Source organism: Streptomyces sp. N50 (genome assembly GCF_033335955.1).
In the GTDB taxonomy this organism is placed as follows: Bacteria; Actinomycetota; Actinomycetes; order Streptomycetales; family Streptomycetaceae; genus Streptomyces.
The window spans coordinates 6,896,969-6,917,906 of the sequence record NZ_CP137549.1 but is presented as its reverse complement, the minus strand read 5'-3'; the positions used below and the strand labels follow the sequence as shown (position 1 = coordinate 6,917,906).

The following is a 20,938-nucleotide window of genomic DNA, read 5'->3' as shown; positions in this document are numbered from 1 at the left end:
GGGAGCCCGATCTGTCTTCTCGCTCAACTTGACGTACGGCAAAGGGAAACGGTTGCCCGAGGATCTCTAACGGGTGGATCACGGTCGCATCCTTTCGGCGGACCTTTCGGCGGACGCCTACCCTTCAGACTCCCCGCGGATCACCGCGAGCACGCCATCCACCTCGTCGGCCTTCACAAGAACGTCACGCGCCTTGGAGCCCTCGCTGGGTCCGACGATGCCCCGGGACTCCATGAGGTCCATGAGCCGCCCGGCCTTGGCGAAGCCGACGCGCAGTTTGCGCTGGAGCATCGAGGTCGACCCGAACTGCGTGGACACGACCAGCTCGACCGCCTGGCACAGCAGGTCGAGGTCGTCACCGATCTCCTCGTCGACCTCCTTCTTCTGCTTGGTACCTACGGTGACGTCCTCCCGGAAGACCGGGGTCATCTGGTCCTTGCAGTGCTGCACGACGGCGTGGATCTCGTCCTCGGTGACGAAGGCGCCCTGCATACGGGTGGGCTTGTTCTGACCCATCGGCAGATACAGCCCGTCACCCTTGCCGATGAGCTTCTCGGCGCCGGGCTGGTCGAGGATGACCCGCGAGTCGGCCAGGGACGAGGTGGCGAACGCGAGCCTGGAGGGCACGTTCGCCTTGATCAGACCGGTGACGACATCGACGGACGGCCGCTGCGTCGCGAGCACCAGGTGGATGCCGGCCGCGCGCGCGAGCTGTGTGATGCGCACGATCGAGTCCTCAACGTCCCGGGGCGCGACCATCATCAGGTCGGCCAGCTCGTCGACGATCACCAGGAGGTACGGATAGGTCTTGAGCTCCCGCTCGCTGCCCTCCGGAGTCTTCAGCTTGCCGTCGCGGATGGCCTGGTTGAAGTCGTCGATGTGCCGGTACCCGAAGGCCGCGAGGTCGTCATACCTGAGGTCCATCTCCCGTACGACCCACTGGAGCGCCTCGGCGGCCCTCTTCGGGTTGGTGATGATGGGTGTGATCAGGTGCGGGATGCCTTCGTAGGCGGTCAGTTCGACGCGCTTGGGGTCTACGAGGACCATGCGGACGTCCTCGGGGGTCGCGCGGCACATGATCGACGTGATCAGGCAGTTGATGCAGGACGACTTGCCCGAGCCGGTGGCACCGGCCACCAGGATGTGCGGCATCTTCGCCATGTTGGCCATGACGTAGCCGCCCTCGACGTCCTTGCCGAGCGCCACGAGCATCGGGTGGTCGTCCTCGGCCGCGTCCGCGAGGCGCAGGACGTCACCGACGTTGACCATCTCGCGGTCCGTGTTCGGGATCTCGATGCCGACCGCGGACTTGCCGGGGATCGGGCTGATGATCCGTACGTCGGGGCTGGCGACGGCGTAGGCGATGTTCTTGGTGAGCGCGGTGATCCGCTCGACCTTGACGGCGGGGCCGAGCTCCACCTCGTAGCGCGTGACCGTGGGCCCGCGCGTGAAGCCGGTGACGGCGGCGTCGACCTTGAACTCGGAGAAGACGTTCGTCAGGGAGGCGACCACGGCGTCGTTCGCGGCGCTGCGTGCCTTGCCGGGGCCCCCGCGCGTGAGGAGGTCGAGCGAGGGCAGCGCGTACGTGATGTCGCCGGCGAGCTGGAGCTGCTCGGCCCGCGGCGGCAGGTCGCGCATCTCCTCCGGGGGCGCCTTGGTCAGGTCCGCCACTATGCGCTCGGCCGGCTCGGCCCTGAGCTTCTCCTGCTTGGGGCGCGCGGCGGGGGCCGGGACGGGCGTCGGGGTGGTGTCCTCGCGGTCTCCCCCGACCCGTACGCCCTGGGTGAGGTCGGCGACGATCGGCGAGGGCGGCATGCCGTGCAGGACGGCCCCGTCGAGCGCCGCTGCGGCGGCCGCCGCGACGTCCACGGCGTCCATGGGGCGGTTCATGTCGGGCTGGGGCACCGCGGAGCGCCGGGGGCGGCTCCGGCGCTTGGAGAGGGCGTCCTGCTCGGCGCTCTCGGGGTCGTAGGCCTCGGGGGCGCCCCCGCGCTTGCGGGGCCGCGCGGGCAGCGCCTCGCGCCACTGCTCGTCGTAGCGCTCGTCGTCCTCGCCGACGAACTCGTCCTCGTCGTCGAAGTCGTGGACGATGCCCAGCTTCACGCCGAGCAGCCGCAGGCGCTGCGGGATCGCGTTGACGGGCGTGGCCGTGACGACCAGCAGCCCGAAGACCGTGAGCAGCACGAGCAGGGGTACGGCGAGGACCTCGCCCATCGTGTACGTCAGCGGGGTCGCCACGCCCCAGCCGATGAGGCCGCCGGCGTTCCTTATGGCCTGCATGCCGTCGCTGCGGGCGGGCGCGCCGCAGGCGATGTGGACCTGGCCGAGTACGCCGATGACGAGCGCGGACAGGCCGATCACGATGCGGCCGTTGGCCTCGGGCTTCTCGGGGTGGCGGATGAAGCGCACGGCGATCACCGCGAGCAGTATCGGCACGAGCAGGTCGAGCCGGCCGAACGCGCCGGTCACCAGGATCTCGACGAGGTCGCCGACCGGGCCGCGCAGATCGGCCCAGGTGCCGGCGGCGACGATCAGCGCGAGGCCGAACAGCAGCAGCGCGACGCCGTCCTTGCGGTGGGCCGGGTCCAAGTTCTTCGCGCCCTGCCCTATTCCGCGGAACACCGCGCCGACGGCGTGCGCGGTGCCGAGCCAGACGGCGCGCACGAGCTTGACGATGCCCCCGGTGGGGCTGGGAGCCGGCCTGGGCGCCGGGCGGGCGGTCTTCTTGACGGCCGCCTTCTTCGCGGGGGCCCTTTTCGCAGCGGCCTTCTTCGCCGGAGCCTTCGCCGGAGCAGCCCTCTTGGCGGGCTGCTTCTTGGCTGCGGAGGGACGTGAGGCCATAGGTGTGAGGTTACCTGTGGAGACGGCAGGGGACACGTGCGTCCACTGCTTCACCCGTTCGTGTCGCCCGTACGGGACCGGGAACTGACGGCCGCTCACGCACAACTGCGCCTGCGGCGGACGTCAGTTCTGCGACGGGACCGAAGGTGCTCCACTCCCCGTGCCCGGCTCCAGGGCGTCGAGTGCCCTGCGCAGTCCGGTGAGTTTGCGTTCGAGATGAGCCGCCGTCGCCACTGCCGCCGCGTCCGCCGACTCGTCGTCGAGCTGCTTCGACAGCGCCTCCGCCTGTTCCTCCACGGCCGCGAGCCGCGCCGACAACTCGGCGAGCAGTCCGGCCGGTTCCTTCGCCGCACCGGCCGCGGGCTTGCCGCCGCCCTCCAACTGGAGCCGCAGCAGCGCCGCCTGCTCCCGCAACTGGCAGTTCTTCATGTAGAGCTCGACGAAGACCGAGACCTTCGCGCGCAGCACCCATGGGTCGAACGGCTTGGAGATGTAGTCGACCGCGCCCGCCGCGTAGCCCCGGAAGGTGTGGTGCGGGCCGTGGTTGATCGCGGTGAGGAAGATGATCGGGATGTCCCGGGTCCGCTCCCGCCGCTTGATGTGCGCGGCGGTCTCGAAACCGTCCATGCCCGGCATCTGGACGTCCAGCAGAATGACCGCGAAGTCGTCCGTCAGCAGTGCCTTGAGCGCTTCCTCCCCGGACGATGCCCGAACCAGTGTCTGATCGAGCGCAGAGAGGATGGCCTCCAGCGCCAGCAGATTCTCCGGCCGGTCATCGACCAGGAGGATCTTGGCCTTCTGCACCATGGCCCGCCCTCCTCGCCCCGGATGTGCACCGGGCGCCGCCCCAGGGGACGACTCTCTTGCGCCGTCCGTCCTTGTGCCGGTCATGGTAGCCGCACCCCGCCTGTCGCCACACCCTGTCACCGTGATGTCACTGTGCACGTAGCAGAAACGCGGCGGGAGACCAGAAGGTTCCCCGAATCCCGTACTTCTACACGGCTCCGGCCACACTGAGTCAGCAACTCCACGTGGCCACCGGACGTTCCCCGCACCGTTCCCGCCGCTTTCCCGCCAAGTCCGGTCGTTTCCTTCACTCCGTACGCATCCACTGCTCCATCACCGCCAGCAGGTGATCGGGATCGACCGGCTTGGTGACGTAGTCCGAGGCACCGGACTCGATCGCCTTCTCCCGGTCGCCCTTCATCGCCTTCGCGGTCAGCGCGATGATCGGCAGCCCGGCGAACTGGGGCATCCTGCGGATCGCCGTCGTCGTCGCGTATCCGTCCATCTCGGGCATCATGATGTCCATCAGAACGACCGTCACATCGTCGTGCTGCTCCAGGACTTCGATACCCTCACGGCCGTTCTCCGCGTACAGCACGGACAGGCCGTGCTGCTCCAGGACACTCGTCAGCGCGAAGACGTTGCGGATGTCGTCGTCGACGATCAGCACCTTCTCCCCGCCGAACCGGATGCCCCTACGCGACGGCGGCGACTCCGGAGCCGCCCACTGGTCCCGTACGGTCTGCCCCAGCTGGGTGGACTGCTCGACGGCCCTGCGGCGGCGCCTGAAGAGCGCGGCGGCACCGTTCTGCGTCTCGTGGTACGACTTCACCTCGGCCGGCGTCTCGAAGTCCACCTCGCTCCGCTCCGACAGCTCGGCGAGTTCCGCCGCCGACGCCACCAGGTCGCCCGCCTCCAGCGCGGGCAGCTGCTGGTAGCCCTGCGGGGGCAGTTCGCTGGGGTGCAGCGGCAAATACAGCGTGAACGTCGAGCCGCGTCCCGGTTCGCTCTGCGCGTGGATCTCACCGCCGAGCAACTGCGCGATCTCCCGGGAGATCGACAGCCCGAGGCCCGTACCGCCGTACTTGCGACTGGTCGTACCGTCCGCCTGCTTGAACGCCTCGAAGATGACCCGCATCTTGCTGCCGGCGATCCCGATCCCGGTGTCGGTCACCGAGAACGCGATCAGGCCCGCGTCCGCGTCCCGCAGGGAACCGGCCTCCAGGAGCTGCTCCCGGATCGCCACCGGCACATCCGCGCCGGCCGGCCGGATGACCAGCTCGACCGCCCCGGAGTCGGTGAACTTCACCGCGTTGGACAGCAGGTTGCGCAGCACCTGGAGGAGGCGCTGCTCGTCGGTGTGCAGCGTGGCGGGCAGTTCCGGCGACACCCGTACGGACAGGTCGAGGCCCTTCTCCGCGGTCAGCGGGCGGAAAGTGGCCTCTACGTAGTCGACGAGTTGGACGAGCGCGATACGCGTCGGGGACACGTCCATCTTGCCCGCCTCGACCTTCGACAGGTCCAGGATGTCGTTGATCAGCTGGAGCAGGTCGGACCCGGCGCCGTGGATCGTCTCGGCGAACTCGACCTGCTTCGGGGAGAGGTTCCCCTCCGCGTTGTCGGCGAGCAGCTTGGCCAGGATCAGCAGCGAGTTGAGCGGTGTGCGAAGCTCATGCGACATGTTGGCGAGGAACTCGCTCTTGTAGCGCATCGACACCGCGAGCTGCTCGGCACGCTCCTCCAGGACCTGCCGCGCCTCCTCGATCTCGGTGTTCTTCACCTCGATGTCGCGGTTCTGCTGGGCCAACAGCTCGGCTTTCTCCTCCAGTTCGGCGTTGGACGACTGGAGCGCCTTCTGCCGGTTCTCCAACTCGGCCGACCGCTCCCGGAGTTGCTCGGTCAGCTCCTGCGACTGCTTCAGCAGCACTTCCGTCTTGGTGTTGACGGAGATGGTGTTGACGCTGGTCGCGATCATCTCGGCGATCTGGTTGAGGAAGTCCTTCTGGATGTGCGTGAAGGGCGTGAAAGAGGCCAGCTCGATGATCCCGAGCACCTTCCCCTCGAACAGCACCGGAAGGACGATCACCTGCGCGGGCGGCGCCTCACCGAGCCCCGAGGAGATCTTCAGATAGCCGCTGGGCGCGTTCTCCACGAGGATCGTGCGCCGCTCCTGGGCGGCCGTCCCGATCAGCGCCTCACCGGGCCTGAACGAGGTCGGCATGGACCCCATGGAGTAGCCGTACGACCCCAGCATGCGCAGTTCGTACGCCTCCTCGCCCTCCGCGTCCGCCAGGGGCAGCGCGAGGAAGAACGCGCCGTGCTGCGCGGAGACCACCGGCGTCAGCTCGCTCATGATCAGCGAGGCGACGTCGTCCAGGTCACGGCGGCCCTGCATCAGCGCGGAGATGCGGGCGAGGTTGCCCTTGAGCCAGTCCTGCTCCTTGTTGGCGATCGTGGTGTCGCGCAGGTTGGCGATCATCTTGTTGATGTAGTCCTGCAGTTCCTGGATCTCGCCGGCCGCGTCGACGTCGATCTTCAGGTTCAGGTCGCCGCGGGTCACCGCGGTCGCCACGCGCGCGATGGCACGCACCTGCCGGGTCAGGTTCCCGGCCATCTCGTTCACCGACTCGGTGAGGTCGCGCCAGGTGCCGTCGACGTCACGCACGCGTGCCTGACCGCCCAACTGGCCTTCGGTGCCCACCTCGCGGGCCACACGCGTGACCTCCTCGGCGAACGAGGACAGCTGGTCGACCATCGTGTTGATCGTCGTCTTCAGTTCGAGGATCTCGCCGCGGGCATCGATGTCGATCTTCTTGGTCAGGTCGCCCTTGGCGATGGCCGTGGTGACCATCGCGATGTTGCGCACCTGACCGGTCAGGTTGGACGCCATCCCGTTCACGGACTCGGTGAGGTCCTTCCACGTGCCGGCCACACCGGGCACGCGCGCCTGACCGCCGAGGATGCCGTCCGTGCCCACCTCACGGGCCACCTTGGTGACCTGGTCGGCGAACGAACTCAGCGTCTTCACCATGGTGTTGAAGGTGTCGGCGAGCTGCGCGACCTCGCCGCGCGCCTCGATCGTCACCGTCCGCGTCAGGTCGCCGTTGGCGACGGCCGCCGCGACCTGGGAGATGTTCCGCACCTGCATGGTCAGGTTGTTGGCCATCAGGTTGACGTTGCCGCTGAGGTCCTTCCAGATGCCCGTGACACCCGGCACGTGGGCCTGGCCGCCCAGGATGCCCTCGGTGCCCACCTCGCGGGCCACCCGGGTCACCTGCTCGGCGAAGGACGAGAGCTGGTCGACCATCGTGTTGACGGTCGTGACGAGTTCGAGGATCTCGCCCTTGGCGTCGACGGTGATCTTCTTGGAGAGGTCGCCCTTGGCGACCGCGGTCGTGACCTCGGCGATCTGGCGCACCTGGATGGTCAGGTTGTTCGCCATGAAGTTCACCGACTGGGTGAGGTCCTTCCAGGTGCCGGAGACACCCTGCACCTCGGCCTGACCGCCCAACTGCCCCTCGGTGCCCACCTCGCGGGCCACACGCGTGACCTCCTCGGCGAACGAGGACAGCTGGTCGACCATCGTGTTCAGGGTGTTCTTCAGTTCCAGGATCTCCCCGCGCGCGTCCACGGTGATCTTCTGGGACAGGTCACCCCGGGCCACCGCGGTGGCCACTTGGGCGATGTTGCGGACCTGGGCGGTGAGGTTGCCGGCCATGCCGTTCACCGAGTCGGTGAGGTCCCGCCACACACCGGCGACGCCCGGCACCTGCGCCTGCCCGCCCAGGCGGCCCTCCGTGCCCACCTCGCGGGCCACCCGGGTCACCTGGTCGGCGAAGGCGGAGAGCTGGTCAACCATCGTGTTGATGGTGTTCTTCAGCTCCAGGATCTCGCCGCGCGCGTCCACGTCGATCTTCTGGGACAGGTCGCCCTGGGCCACCGCCGTCGTCACCTGGGCGATGTTGCGCACCTGGGAAGTCAGGTTCCCGGCCATCGAGTTGACGGAGTCGGTGAGCTCCTTCCAGGTGCCCGAGACGCCGTCCACACGCGCCTGGCCGCCCAGTCGGCCCTCGGTGCCCACGTCACGGGCCATGCGGGTCACCTGGTCGGCGAACGACGACAGCTGGTCCACCATCGTGTTCACGGTGTTCTTCAACTGAAGCATCTCGCCGGACACGTCGACGGTGACCTTCTGCGACAGGTCGCCGTTGGCCACGGCCGTCGTCACCTGCGCGATGTTCCTCACCTGTCCGGTGAGGTTGCGGAACGCCGTGTTGACGGAGTCCGTCAGGTCCTTCCACGTCCCGGCCGCGCCCGGCACCTGTGCCTGGCCGCCCAGTTCACCCTCGACACCGATCTCGCGCGCCACGCGCGTGACCTCGGCACCGAACGAGGACAGCTGGTCGACCATCCCGTTGACGGTGTTCTTCAGTTCCAGCATCTCGCCGGCCACGTTCACCGTGACCTTCTGGGACAGGTCACCGCTCGCCACGGCCGTCGTCACGGCGGCGATGTCCCGCACCTGGATGGTCAGGTTCCGGAAGACCGTGTTCACCGAATCGGTGAGGTCCTTCCACGTTCCCGCCGCACCCGGCACGTTCGCCTGCCCGCCGAGCTGCCCCTCGGCACCGACCTCGTTGGCCACGCGCGTGACCTCGTCCGCGAACGTCCGCAGCGTCTCGGTCATCTGGTTGATCGTCTCGGCGAGCTGGGCGACCTCGCCCCGCGCGGAGACGGTCACCTTCTGCGACAGGTCACCGTTGGCGACCGCCGTCGTCACCTGCGCGATCCCGCGCACCTGGGCCGTCAGGTTGCCGGCCATGATGTTCACCGAGTCGGTGAGGTCCTTCCACACCCCGGCCACACCCGGCACCTGCGCCTGGCCGCCCAGCTCGCCCTCGGTGCCCACCTCGCGGGCGACTCGCGTCACCTCGGAGGAGAACGACGACAGCTGGTCCACCATCGTGTTGACGGTGTTCTTGAGCTCCAGCATCTCGCCGGCGACATGGACGGTGACCTTCCGCGACAGGTCGCCCTTGGCGACCGCCGTGGTCACCAGCGCGATGTCCCGCACCTGGGCCGTCAGCCGGTACGCCATCGTGTTGACCGACTCCGTGAGGTCCTTCCACGAGCCGGACATGCCACGCACGCGTGCCTGCCCGCCCAGCTTGCCCTCGGTGCCCACCTCGCTGGCCACACGCGTGACCTCGTCGGTGAACGTCGACAGCTGGTCGACCAGGTTGTTGACGGTCCGCCCGACCTTCAGGAACTCCCCGCGCAACGGATGCCCGGTCCCGTCCGGCGCCTGCGTCCGCAGCTCCATGCGCGGCGACAGATCACCCTCGGCCACCGCGGAGAGCACCCGTCCGACCTCGGAGACGGGCCGTACGAGGTCGTCCACGAGCGCGTTGGAGGCATCGATGGCCGAGGCCCAGGAACCCTCGCAGGCGCCCGTCTCCAGCCGTTCCGTGAGCTTTCCCTCACGGCCCACCATGCGCCGCACCCGGGACAGCTCACCCGTGAGATGCAGATTGCGGTCGGCCACCTCGTTGAACACGGCGGCGATCTCCGACATCACGCCGTCGCCCGACACCGTGAGCCGCTTGCGGAAGTTCCCGTCCCGCATGGAGACCAGAGCCGTCAGCAGCCGGTCCAAGGAGGCCGCGTCCACCTCCGTGGTCCCATTGCGTGGTTTGCGCTGGTTCTTCAGGGACTGTCCGCCTTTCGCGCGCGTCTTAGTGCCCCGCGTCGCTGCGCCAGACTCCACTGTGTCCCTCCCGCAGGGGTCGACCGTTACCGCTGTGCCGGTGTGCAACTGCTCGGCGTATCAGGTTCCGCCGCGTATCTCTGCCCGGTTTACCGGGCTTCAACAAGGTGTGGTGTCCTCCGTCCACAGAAGACACCCGGCCTGCCCGGACCTTCACCAGAATCCTGCCCAGTGTTTCACCCTGCCTGAACCAGGCCATAACAGTTCGGCAGCTTCGCACACGGTCCGCACACCCTGGGGACGGAAACACTGCGGACCGGCATCCGCATGGACGGTGAAGGTAAGTAACCTTGCATGCGGCTGTCCAGCCGCGCCGGTTCCGTCCGGCCTGGGCGGTGGCACGAGCACGAGCGGGCAGGCATCGGAGGGGCACCGCACCATGACCACCGGACTGCATCCTGGGGGAACGCCCCAGGATCCCCCGCCGACCGGAAACCAGCCGGTGCCCCGGCAGGCGCCGATCGGCCATGGTGACCTGCCCGCCGACAACAGGCCGAGGAGTTCTGTGATCACCGCGCGCGCGGCCGCCAGCTTCGAGCCCGTCGGACGATCGGTCGCCACCGCGCGGTCCTTCGTCCGCGACACCCTTCAGGGCTGGGGCTTCGCCGACATCATCGACGACGCCGTGGTCCTCACCAGCGAGCTGGTGACCAACGCCGTCGTCCACGCGGGCACGGCCGCGGACGTTCTGTGCCTACGGAGTGACGACGGCGCGAGGATCGAGGTCGCCGACCACTACCCGGAGCGCGAGATCCCCCTCCAGGGGGCAGCGATCAGCATGAGCAGCCCCGACCGCGAGGGCGGCCGCGGCCTCCAGCTGTGCGCGGCCCTGGCCAGCCGCTGGGGCGTCGACTACACGCCCACGAAGAAGCTGGTCTGGTTCCAACTCGACCTCCCCGCACGCCCGGTGGGCACCCGCGCGGCCGGCCCGTCCCTCCCGGCCGCCCTGCTCCCCCTCGCCGACGGCAGAGTCCGCGTCGCGGTCGTCCAGATCGACCGTACGGGCTCCATCGCGTCCTGGAACGAGGACGCCGAGGAACTCTTCGGCTACGCCGCCGAGCAGGTCACCGGCAAGCCCCTCACCGACCTCGCCGCCTGGCCGCACACCCCGGGCACCAGCACGGGCATCGCCGAGGCCCTCCGCCTCTCCCGCTGGGAGGGCACCTACGGCATCCGCGGCGCCGACGGCCGCGTGACCCCGGTCTACGCCTCCCACCTCCGCGTCCGCGACACGGACGGCGAGCCGTCAACCGTGTGCCTCCTGGTGAGGGACCACGAACGCGCGGTTCTGCAGACCCCGTTGCGCGGCCCCGCCCCCGACGCCGCGTCCACCCCGGACGGCCAGAACACCGACCCCTTCGAGGTGTTCATCGGCTCCCCGGCGCCGGACGACCTCGACGGCCTCCTCCAGCGCACGGTCGAGCGCGCCCGCGACATGCTCGACGGAGACTCCGCCTTCCTCCTCCTCGCGACCGACGACGAAACGGAGTTGGAGGTCCGCGCCTCCACCGGCCTGCCCTCCGCCCGCCAGCGCTTCGCGCGCGTGCCCGTCGAGGCGGGCCCCGGCCGCTACGGCTCCGCCCGCATGCCGGCCGTCCACGAGGACCTCCAGGCGGTCCCCGGCGCCGTACCGCTCCTCAGCGGCACCGGAATGCGCTCGGTCGTCACAGTCCCCCTGAAGGTGGAGGGCCGCCTCACCGGCTCCCTCGGAGTCGCCGCCGAAGGCCCCAACAAGTACTCGAACGAAGAAGCGCTCCGCCTCCAATTCGCCGCCGACCGCATCGCGTTGGCAGTGGAATCCGCCCGCCTGGGCGAACTGGAACGCCTGCGCCGCGGCTCCCTCAGCTTCCTGGTCGAGGCCTCCGACCTCCTCGCCGGCACCCTGGACCGCGACCAAACCCTGGCCCTGATGGCCCAGATGACGGTCCCGACCCTCGCCACCTGGTGCGCGGTCTACACGATCGCCGACCAGTCCTCGGACCCGTACCTCAGTTACGTCCTGCACGAGGACGAGGAACTCATCGACGGCATCAAGTCGTTGCTCTCGAAGATCGCCCCTCCGGACCCGGTCCCCACCCCCGGCGCCCGCGTCTGGGCCGCCCCCGCCGAGGCCGCCCACCAGGCCGCCCTGCGCACCTCCATGCGCAGCCTCGGTCTCGGCGAACCGACCCGCCGCGTCAGCTCGGGCATCGGCCCAACTCTCGCCACGGCCTCCGCAGTTGGCGGCGAGACAGTCGTCCTCCCCCTGGTCGCCCGCAACCGCGTCATCGGCATGCTGACCCTCGGCAAGCCAACCGACGAACACTTCCGCCAGGAAATCCTGGAACTGGCCGAGGACTTGAGCCGCCGAGCCGCCCTCGCCCTCGACAACGCCCGCCTGTACTCGGAGCGCACGGCCATCAGCCAGTCCCTCCAGCGCAGCCTCCTGCCCCCGACCTCCCGCACATCGAGGGCGTCGAGGTAGAGGTCATCTACCGCGCGGCCGGCGAGGGCAACGAAGTAGGCGGCGACTTCTACGACTTGTTCCCCATCCGAGACGGCGTCTACGGCTTCGCCATCGGCGACGTCTGCGGCACAGGACCCGAGGCGGCCGCCGTCACCGGCCTGGCCCGCCACGCCCTCCGCCTGCTCGCCAGGGAGGGCTTCGGCGGCCCCGCCGTCCTGGAGCGCCTCAACTCCGCGATCCTCGACGAGGGAGCCCGCAGCCGCTTCCTGACGCTCCTCTACGGCGAGTTGTGGCCCCAGGAGGACGGCAGCGCCGAACTGAAGGTGGTCTGCGCCGGCCACCCCCTCCCGCTCCGCCTCCGCCAGGACGGCACCGTCGAACCGGCCGCCGAACCCCAGCCCCTCCTCGGCGTCATGGACGACCTGGAGCTCTACGAGCAGACGGTCACCCTCGACCCCGGAGACGTCCTCCTGTGCGTCACGGACGGCGTCACCGAGCGCCGCGAGGGCACCCGCATGCTGGGCGACGACGGCCTCACCGACGTCCTCACGACCTGTACGGGCCTCACAGCGGGAGCCGTAGCGGCCCGCGTGATGCGCGCGGTCGAACGCTTCGCCTCGGACGCCCCCTCCGACGACATGGCCATCCTCGCGATGCGCGTCCCGGGTCTCCAGAAGGACTGACCTGCGCGACCCCGAACACGCAGAAGGCCCCGCCCAATTGGGCGGGGCCTTCTGGCATCTGGAGCCCTCTAACGGAATCGAACCGTTGACCTTCTCCTTACCATGGAGACGCTCTACCGACTGAGCTAAGAGGGCCTGTCGCTTTCCCGAGGTTTCCCTCGCGGCAACGAAAAGAATCATACCCCGAACAGGCCCGTGCGCCCAACCACCGCCTCCCGACCCTGACTCGATCAGAAAGCGGGCTGCAACAGTCCCCCGAGCGCGTTGCATGCAGAAACGATCCTCTGCATCTCCCGCTTAGTCAACGAGGCGTCCACGGGCAACGCGAGTGTCTCGTCCGCGGCCCGCTCGGTCTCCGGCAGAGCCACACACCGCCGGAACTCCGGCAGCCGATGCACAGGAGTCTTCACCGGCACCCGGCAATCAACTCCCCTACCGCGCACGGCCCGAGCGAAGGCGTCACGATCCGGCCGCCCGTTCCCCGGCACCCGCACGACATACTGCTGGTAGGTGTGCCCGTCCCCGCCATCGGGCGTCCGCACCCCACGCAACTTCGCATCAAGATAGGCAGCCCGCTCCCGCCGCTGAGCGACTTCGTCGTACGGCGCCTCGGACTCCCCCTGCTGCAACACCAGCAGCCCATGCCGCTGCCCAACCCCGAGCAACCGCCCGACATCAGCGGACCGACCGAATCGATGTACGACAACTATCGCCGCGGTACGCGGAGTTACGGCCGCTTCGACAGCGGACACGTCCAGGCAGTAGGTCACCGGATCTATGTCGGCGAACACCGGCAGGCCACCCGCCAGGGTGACGGCCTCGGCGACTTCCACGTTCCCGAACGCCGGCACGACGACCTCGTCACCGAGTCCGACGCCTGCGGCCCTGAGCATTGCAGCAGTACCCATGCTCGGATGGTGATTGCGCAACGTGAACTTCAAGTGACGCACAACAAAAAAGGGTTGGACCCCGAACCGAAGTTCAGGATCCAACCCTTTCAATATTTGTTCGGCGGCGTCCTACTCTCCCACAGGGTCCCCCCTGCAGTACCATCGGCGCTGTAAGGCTTAGCTTCCGGGTTCGGAATGTAACCGGGCGTTTCCCTCACGCTATGACCACCGAAACACTATGAAACAGACAACCGCACCATCACCGTGACCATGGCAATGGGGTTGTTCGTGGTTTCAGAACCAACACAGTGGACGCGAGCAACTGAGGACAAGCCCTCGGCCTATTAGTACCGGTCACCTCCACCCATTACTGGGCTTCCAGATCCGGCCTATCAACCCAGTCGTCTACTGGGAGCCTTAACCCCTCAAAGGGGGTGGGAACACTCATCTCGAAGCAGGCTTCCCGCTTAGATGCTTTCAGCGGTTATCCCTCCCGAACGTAGCCAACCAGCCATGCCCTTGGCAGAACAACTGGCACACCAGAGGTTCGTCCGTCCCGGTCCTCTCGTACTAGGGACAGCCCTTCTCAATGTTCCTGCGCGCGCAGCGGATAGGGACCGAACTGTCTCACGACGTTCTAAACCCAGCTCGCGTACCGCTTTAATGGGCGAACAGCCCAACCCTTGGGACCGACTCCAGCCCCAGGATGCGACGAGCCGACATCGAGGTGCCAAACCATCCCGTCGATATGGACTCTTGGGGAAGATCAGCCTGTTATCCCCGGGGTACCTTTTATCCGTTGAGCGACGGCGCTTCCACAAGCCACCGCCGGATCACTAGTCCCGACTTTCGTCCCTGCTCGACCCGTCGGTCTCACAGTCAAGCTCCCTTGTGCACTTACACTCAACACCTGATTGCCAACCAGGCTGAGGGAACCTTTGGGCGCCTCCGTTACTCTTTAGGAGGCAACCGCCCCAGTTAAACTACCCATCAGACACTGTCCCTGATCCGGATCACGGACCCAGGTTAGACATCCAGCACGACCAGACTGGTATTTCAACGACGACTCCCCCTGAACTGGCGTCCAGAGTTCACAGTCTCCCAGCTATCCTACACAAGCCGAACCGAACACCAATATCAAACTGTAGTAAAGGTCCCGGGGTCTTTCCGTCCTGCTGCGCGAAACGAGCATCTTTACTCGTAGTGCAATTTCACCGGGCCTATGGTTGAGACAGTCGAGAAGTCGTTACGCCATTCGTGCAGGTCGGAACTTACCCGACAAGGAATTTCGCTACCTTAGGATGGTTATAGTTACCACCGCCGTTTACTGGCGCTTAAGTTCTCAGCTTCGCCACCCCGAAGAGTGACTAACCGGTCCCCTTAACGTTCCAGCACCGGGCAGGCGTCAGTCCGTATACATCGCCTTACGGCTTCGCACGGACCTGTGTTTTTAGTAAACAGTCGCTTCTCGCTGGTCTCTGCGGCCACCCCCAGCTCAAGGAGTAAATCCTCTCACCGGTGATGGCCCCCCTTCTCCCGAAGTTACGGGGGCATTTTGCCGAGTTCCTTAACCATAGTTCACCCGAACGCCTCGGTATTCTCTACCTGACCACCTGAGTCGGTTTAGGGTACGGGCCGCCATGAAACTCGCTAGAGGCTTTTCTCGACAGCATAGGATCATCCACTTCACCACAATCGGCTCGGCATCAGGTCTCAGACTATGTGTGATCCGGATTTACCTGGACCACGTCCTACACCCTTACCCCGGGACAACCACCGCCCGGGATGGACTACCTTCCTGCGTCACCCCATCACTCACCTACTAACCGCTTGGGCCGGCGGCTCCACCACTTTCCATTCCCCGAAGGGTCCGGAACGGCTTCACGGCCTTAGCATCACGATGCTCGATGTTTGACGCTTCACAGCGGGTACCGGAATATCAACCGGTTATCCATCGACTACGCCTGTCGGCCTCGCCTTAGGTCCCGACTTACCCTGGGCAGATCAGCTTGACCCAGGAACCCTTAGTCAATCGGCGCACACGTTTCTCACGTGTGTATCGCTACTCATGCCTGCATTCTCACTCGTGAACCGTCCACCACTAGCTTCCGCTGCGGCTTCACCCGGCACACGACGCTCCCCTACCCATCCCAGCACCCGTTGGGGCTTAATTGCTGGAATGACACGACTTCGGCGGTACGCTTGAGCCCCGCTACATTGTCGGCGCGGAATCACTAGACCAGTGAGCTATTACGCACTCTTTCAAGGGTGGCTGCTTCTAAGCCAACCTCCTGGTTGTCTCTGCGACTCCACATCCTTTCCCACTTAGCGTACGCTTAGGGGCCTTAGTCGATGCTCTGGGCTGTTTCCCTCTCGACCATGGAGCTTATCCCCCACAGTCTCACTGCCGTGCTCTCACTTACCGGCATTCGGAGTTTGGCTAAGGTCAGTAACCCGGTAGGGCCCATCGCCTATCCAGTGCTCTACCTCCGGCAAGAAACACACGACGCTGCACCTAAATGCATTTCGGGGAGAACCAGCTATCACGGAGTTTGATTGGCCTTTCACCCCTAACCACAGGTCATCCCCCAGGTTTTCAACCCTGGTGGGTTCGGTCCTCCACGAAGTCTTACCTCCGCTTCAACCTGCCCATGGCTAGATCACTCCGCTTCGGGTCTTGAGCGCGCTACTATATCGCCCTGTTCGGACTCGCTTTCGCTACGGCTTCCCCACACGGGTTAACCTCGCAACACACCGCAAACTCGCAGGCTCATTCTTCAAAAGGCACGCAGTCACGACTGTATGTGCAAGCACATACAGCGACGCTCCCACGGCTTGTAGGCACACGGTTTCAGGTACTATTTCACTCCGCTCCCGCGGTACTTTTCACCATTCCCTCACGGTACTATCCGCTATCGGTCACCAGGGAATATTTAGGCTTAGCGGGTGGTCCCGCCAGATTCACACGGGATTTCTCGGGCCCCGTGCTACTTGGGTGTCTCTCAAACGAGCCGTTGACGTTTCGACTACGGGGGTCTTACCCTCTACGCCGGACCTTTCGCATGTCCTTCGCCTACATCAACGGTTTCTGACTCGCCTCACAGCCGGCAGACTGTGAAAGAGAGATCCCACAACCCCGTATACGCAACCCCTGCCGGGTCTCACACGCATACGGTTTGGCCTCATCCGGTTTCGCTCGCCACTACTCCCGGAATCACGGTTGTTTTCTCTTCCTGCGGGTACTGAGATGTTTCACTTCCCCGCGTTCCCTCCACTTGCCCTATGTGTTCAGGCAAGGGTGACAGCCCATGACGACTGCCGGGTTTCCCCATTCGGAAACCCCCGGATCAAAGCCTGGTTGACGACTCCCCGGGGACTATCGTGGCCTCCCACGTCCTTCATCGGTTCCTGGTGCCAAGGCATCCACCGTGCGCCCTTAAAAACTTGGCCACAGATGCTCGCGTCCACTGTGCAGTTCTCAAACAACGACCAACCACCCGTCACACACCACTCACGCGATGTTTTACCGGGGTCGGCACTGAAGGCAGCCTCTCGGCCGTACCTTCAGACACCCAACAGCGTGCCCGGCATCCCCGTCACTCGTGATCAGCTTTCCACGCTCCGAAGAGCAGTACTTGCAGCCCGAGATGAGCAGCGACACCGAATAATCAACGTTCCACCCTTGAGCAACCAGCACCGGACATTCGCCGATGTACTGGCCTCTGACCAAGTTCCCGAAGGTTCTTGGTAAGAAGTGCTCCTTAGAAAGGAGGTGATCCAGCCGCACCTTCCGGTACGGCTACCTTGTTACGACTTCGTCCCAATCGCCAGTCCCACCTTCGACAGCTCCCTCCCCACAAGGGGGTTGGGCCACCGGCTTCGGGTGTTACCGACTTTCGTGACGTGACGGGCGGTGTGTACAAGGCCCGGGAACGTATTCACCGCAGCAATGCTGATCTGCGATTACTAGCAACTCCGACTTCATGGGGTCGAGTTGCAGACCCCAATCCGAACTGAGACCGGCTTTTTGAGATTCGCTCCACCTCACGGTATCGCAGCTCATTGTACCGGCCATTGTAGCACGTGTGCAGCCCAAGACATAAGGGGCATGATGACTTGACGTCGTCCCCACCTTCCTCCGAGTTGACCCCGGCGGTCTCCTGTGAGTCCCCGTCACCCCGAAGGGCACGCTGGCAACACAGGACAAGGGTTGCGCTCGTTGCGGGACTTAACCCAACATCTCACGACACGAGCTGACGACAGCCATGCACCACCTGTACACCGACCACAAGGGGGCACTATCTCTAATGCTTTCCGGTGTATGTCAAGCCTTGGTAAGGTTCTTCGCGTTGCGTCGAATTAAGCCACATGCTCCGCTGCTTGTGCGGGCCCCCGTCAATTCCTTTGAGTTTTAGCCTTGCGGCCGTACTCCCCAGGCGGGGAACTTAATGCGTTAGCTGCGGCACCGACGACGTGGAATGTCGCCAACACCTAGTTCCCACCGTTTACGGCGTGGACTACCAGGGTATCTAATCCTGTTCGCTCCCCACGCTTTCGCTCCTCAGCGTCAGTAATGGCCCAGAGATCCGCCTTCGCCACCGGTGTTCCTCCTGATATCTGCGCATTTCACCGCTACACCAGGAATTCCGATCTCCCCTACCACACTCTAGCTAGCCCGTATCGAATGCAGACCCGGGGTTAAGCCCCGGGCTTTCACACCCGACGTGACAAGCCGCCTACGAGCTCTTTACGCCCAATAATTCCGGACAACGCTTGCGCCCTACGTATTACCGCGGCTGCTGGCACGTAGTTAGCCGGCGCTTCTTCTGCAGGTACCGTCACTTTCGCTTCTTCCCTGCTGAAAGAGGTTTACAACCCGAAGGCCGTCATCCCTCACGCGGCGTCGCTGCATCAGGCTTTCGCCCATTGTGCAATATTCCCCACTGCTGCCTCCCGTAGGAGTCTGGGCCGTGTCTCAGTCCCAGTGTGGCCGGTCGCCCTCTCAGGCCGGCTACCCGTCGTCGCCTTGGTGAGCCATTACCTCACCAACAAGCTGATAGGCCGCGGGCTCATCCTGCACCGCCGGAGCTTTTAACCCCCACACATGAGTGCGGGAGTGTTATCCGGTATTAGACCCCGTTTCCAGGGCTTGTCCCAGAGTGCAGGGCAGATTGCCCACGTGTTACTCACCCGTTCGCCACTAATCCCCACCGAAGTGGTTCATCGTTCGACTTGCATGTGTTAAGCACGCCGCCAGCGTTCGTCCTGAGCCAGGATCAAACTCTCCGTGAATGTTTACCGGTAATCCGGTGCACATACACGAGAGCGGAACGACCACCGGAATAGGATGGTCGTTCACAGCGTCCTCGCTGTATGTTTTCTTCAAAGGAACCCTGCCACCGGAAGAATCCGATGGACGGGGTATCAACATATCTGGCGTTGATTTTTGGCACGCTGTTGAGTTCTCAAGGAACGGACGCTTCCTTTGTACTCACCCTCTCGGGCTTTCCTCCGGGCTTTTCCCTTCGGTCTTACGTTTCCGACTCTATCAGACCGTTTCCGGCTCCGATTTCCTCGGTGCTTTCCAGGTTTCCGCTTCCGCGTTTCCCTTTCCGGCGGCTCCGACTTTATCAGAAGTTCTGAGTCGGATTTTCCGGCCCTCCGGGAGTGGCTCCCGTACACGCGAAGTGTCCGGGTTCCCCCTCAGGCGGAGCCGTAAACGTACTGGAGCGGGCCGCCTCGATGCAAATCGAGACGGCCCGCTCCAGGTTCACGCGTACGAGAGGTCGTACGACGATCAGACCTCCACGACGACCGGGAGGATCATCGGCCTGCGCCGATAGTTGTCGGAGACCCACTTGCCCAGGGTGCGGCGGATCAGTTGCTGCAGCTGGTGGGGCTCCACGACGCCGTCCTGGGCCGAGCGTTCCAGGACCTCCGTGATCCTCGGGACCACGTCCACGAAGGCGGAGTCCTCGATGCCGGAGCCGCGGGCCTGGATGTGCGGGCCACCCGTGATCTTGCCGGTGGACGAGTCCACGACGACGAAGACCGAGATGATGCCCTCGTCCCCCAGGATCCTGCGGTCCTTCAGCGCGGGCTCACCGACATCGCCGACCGAGAGGCCGTCGACGTAGACATAGCCCGCCTGGACCTTGCCCGAGATCTTGGCCTTGCCCTCGATGAGGTCGACGACCACGCCGTCCTCGGCGATGACGATGCGGTCGTGCGGGACACCGGTCATGGCGCCCAGCTCGGCGTTGGCCCGTAGGTGGCGCCATTCGCCGTGGACCGGCATCAGGTTCTTCGGGCGGCAGATGTTGTAGAAGTACAGCAGTTCGCCGGCCGAGGCGTGTCCGGAGACGTGGACCTTGGCGTTGCCCTTGTGGACGACGTTGGCGCCCCAGCGGGTGAGGCCGTTGATGACCCGGTAGACCGCGTTCTCGTTGCCCGGGATGAGCGACGAGGCCAGGATCACCGTGTCGCCCGCGACGATGCGGATCTGGTGGTCGCGGTTGGCCATGCGGGACAGGGCGGCCATCGGTTCGCCCTGCGAGCCCGTGCAGACCAGGACGACCTGGCTGTCCGGGAGGTCGTCGAGTGTCTTGACGTCCACCACCAGGCCCGGCGGGACCTTGAGATAGCCGAGGTCACGGGCGATGCCCATGTTGCGGACCATCGAGCGGCCGACGAAGGCGACCCTGCGGCCGTACTCGTGGGCCGTGTCCAGGATCTGCTGGATGCGGTGGACGTGGCTGGCGAAGCTCGCGACGATGATCCGCTTGCGGGCGTTGCCGAAGACCTGGCGCAGGACGTTCGAGATGTCGCGCTCGGGCGGGACGAATCCCGGGACCTCGGCGTTCGTCGAGTCGGCGAGGAGCAGGTCGATGCCCTCCTCGCTGAGCCGGGCGAACGCGTGTAGATCCGTGAGACGGCCGTCCAGCGGGAGCTGGTCCATCTTGAAGTCGCCGGTGTGGACGACCATGCCCGCGGGGGTGCGGATGGCGACCGCGAGCGCGTCCGGGATCGAGTGGTTGACCGCGACGAACTCGCAGTCGAAGGGGCCGATGCGCTCGCGGTGCCCCTCGGCGACCTCGAGCGTGTACGGCCGGATGCGGTGCTCCTGGAGCTTCGCCTCGATGAGGGCGAGGGTCAGCTTGGAGCCGATCAGGGGGATGTCCGCCTTCTCGCGAAGGAGATACGGGACACCGCCGATGTGGTCCTCGTGGCCGTGCGTGAGGACGATGCCGTCGATGTCGTCGAGGCGGTCCCTGATGGACGTGAAGTCCGGCAGGATCAGGTCGATTCCGGGCTGCTCCTCCTCGGGGAAGAGCACACCGCAGTCGACGATGAGCAGACGGCCGCCGTATTCGAAGACCGTCATGTTCCGGCCGATTTCCCCGAGGCCGCCGAGTGGGGTGACCCTCAGGCCGCCTTCGGGGAGCTTGGGCGGCGGGGCGAGTTCAGGATGCGGATGACTCAAAAGACTCTCCTACCCATGCGCGCCACGTACCTGTGGGCACGT

Annotated in this window: 5 protein-coding genes, 1 tRNA gene, 3 rRNA genes and 1 pseudogene; 1 reads left to right on the top strand and 9 read right to left on the bottom strand. The window is 65.7% G+C overall.

The window, feature by feature from the left end; all coding sequences use genetic code 11:
- Positions 1-117: 117 nt before the first annotated feature.
- The 3 genes from R2B38_RS31245 to R2B38_RS31235 all read right to left on the bottom strand — a co-directional run bounded on the left by R2B38_RS31245 (position 118) and on the right by R2B38_RS31235 (position 9,394).
- Positions 118-2,841, bottom strand: coding sequence for a DNA translocase FtsK (locus R2B38_RS31245; RefSeq protein WP_318019197.1), 2,724 nt, complete (start codon positions 2,839-2,841; stop codon positions 118-120).
- 123 nt (positions 2,842-2,964) lie between these two features.
- Positions 2,965-3,648, bottom strand: coding sequence for a two-component system response regulator (locus R2B38_RS31240; RefSeq protein WP_033287121.1), 684 nt, complete (start codon positions 3,646-3,648; stop codon positions 2,965-2,967).
- Positions 3,649-3,934: 286 nt separating this feature from the next.
- The gene (locus R2B38_RS31235; RefSeq protein WP_318019196.1) at positions 3,935-9,394 is read right to left on the bottom strand and encodes a HAMP domain-containing protein; all 5,460 of its coding nucleotides are present in this window, start codon (positions 9,392-9,394) and stop codon (positions 3,935-3,937) included.
- Positions 9,395-9,773: 379 nt separating this feature from the next.
- Between R2B38_RS31235 and R2B38_RS31230 the strand changes: the two are divergent.
- Positions 9,774-12,523 (top strand): annotated as a pseudogene (locus R2B38_RS31230) (SpoIIE family protein phosphatase).
- A 59-nt stretch (positions 12,524-12,582) separates the two neighbouring features.
- On the opposite strand, the gene R2B38_RS31225 reads toward R2B38_RS31230, so the two are convergent.
- The 6 genes from R2B38_RS31225 to R2B38_RS31200 form a co-directional block, all read right to left on the bottom strand.
- Positions 12,583-12,658 (bottom strand) — tRNA-Thr (locus R2B38_RS31225).
- A 95-nt stretch (positions 12,659-12,753) separates the two neighbouring features.
- Complete coding sequence (locus R2B38_RS31220) at positions 12,754-13,416, bottom strand: DegT/DnrJ/EryC1/StrS family aminotransferase (protein WP_318021844.1); 663 nt, start codon at positions 13,414-13,416, stop codon at positions 12,754-12,756.
- Between the two features lie 113 nt (positions 13,417-13,529).
- Positions 13,530-13,646: ribosomal RNA gene (gene rrf / locus R2B38_RS31215) — 5S ribosomal RNA — on the bottom strand.
- 91 nt (positions 13,647-13,737) lie between these two features.
- Positions 13,738-16,863: ribosomal RNA gene (locus tag R2B38_RS31210) — 23S ribosomal RNA — on the bottom strand.
- 315 nt (positions 16,864-17,178) lie between these two features.
- Positions 17,179-18,705: ribosomal RNA gene (locus R2B38_RS31205) — 16S ribosomal RNA — on the bottom strand.
- Together the 16S, 23S and 5S rRNA genes form the textbook arrangement of a ribosomal RNA operon.
- 505 nt (positions 18,706-19,210) lie before the next feature.
- Positions 19,211-20,896, bottom strand: coding sequence for a ribonuclease J (locus tag R2B38_RS31200; RefSeq protein WP_033284980.1), 1,686 nt, complete (start codon positions 20,894-20,896; stop codon positions 19,211-19,213).
- Positions 20,897-20,938: the final 42 nt, after the last annotated feature.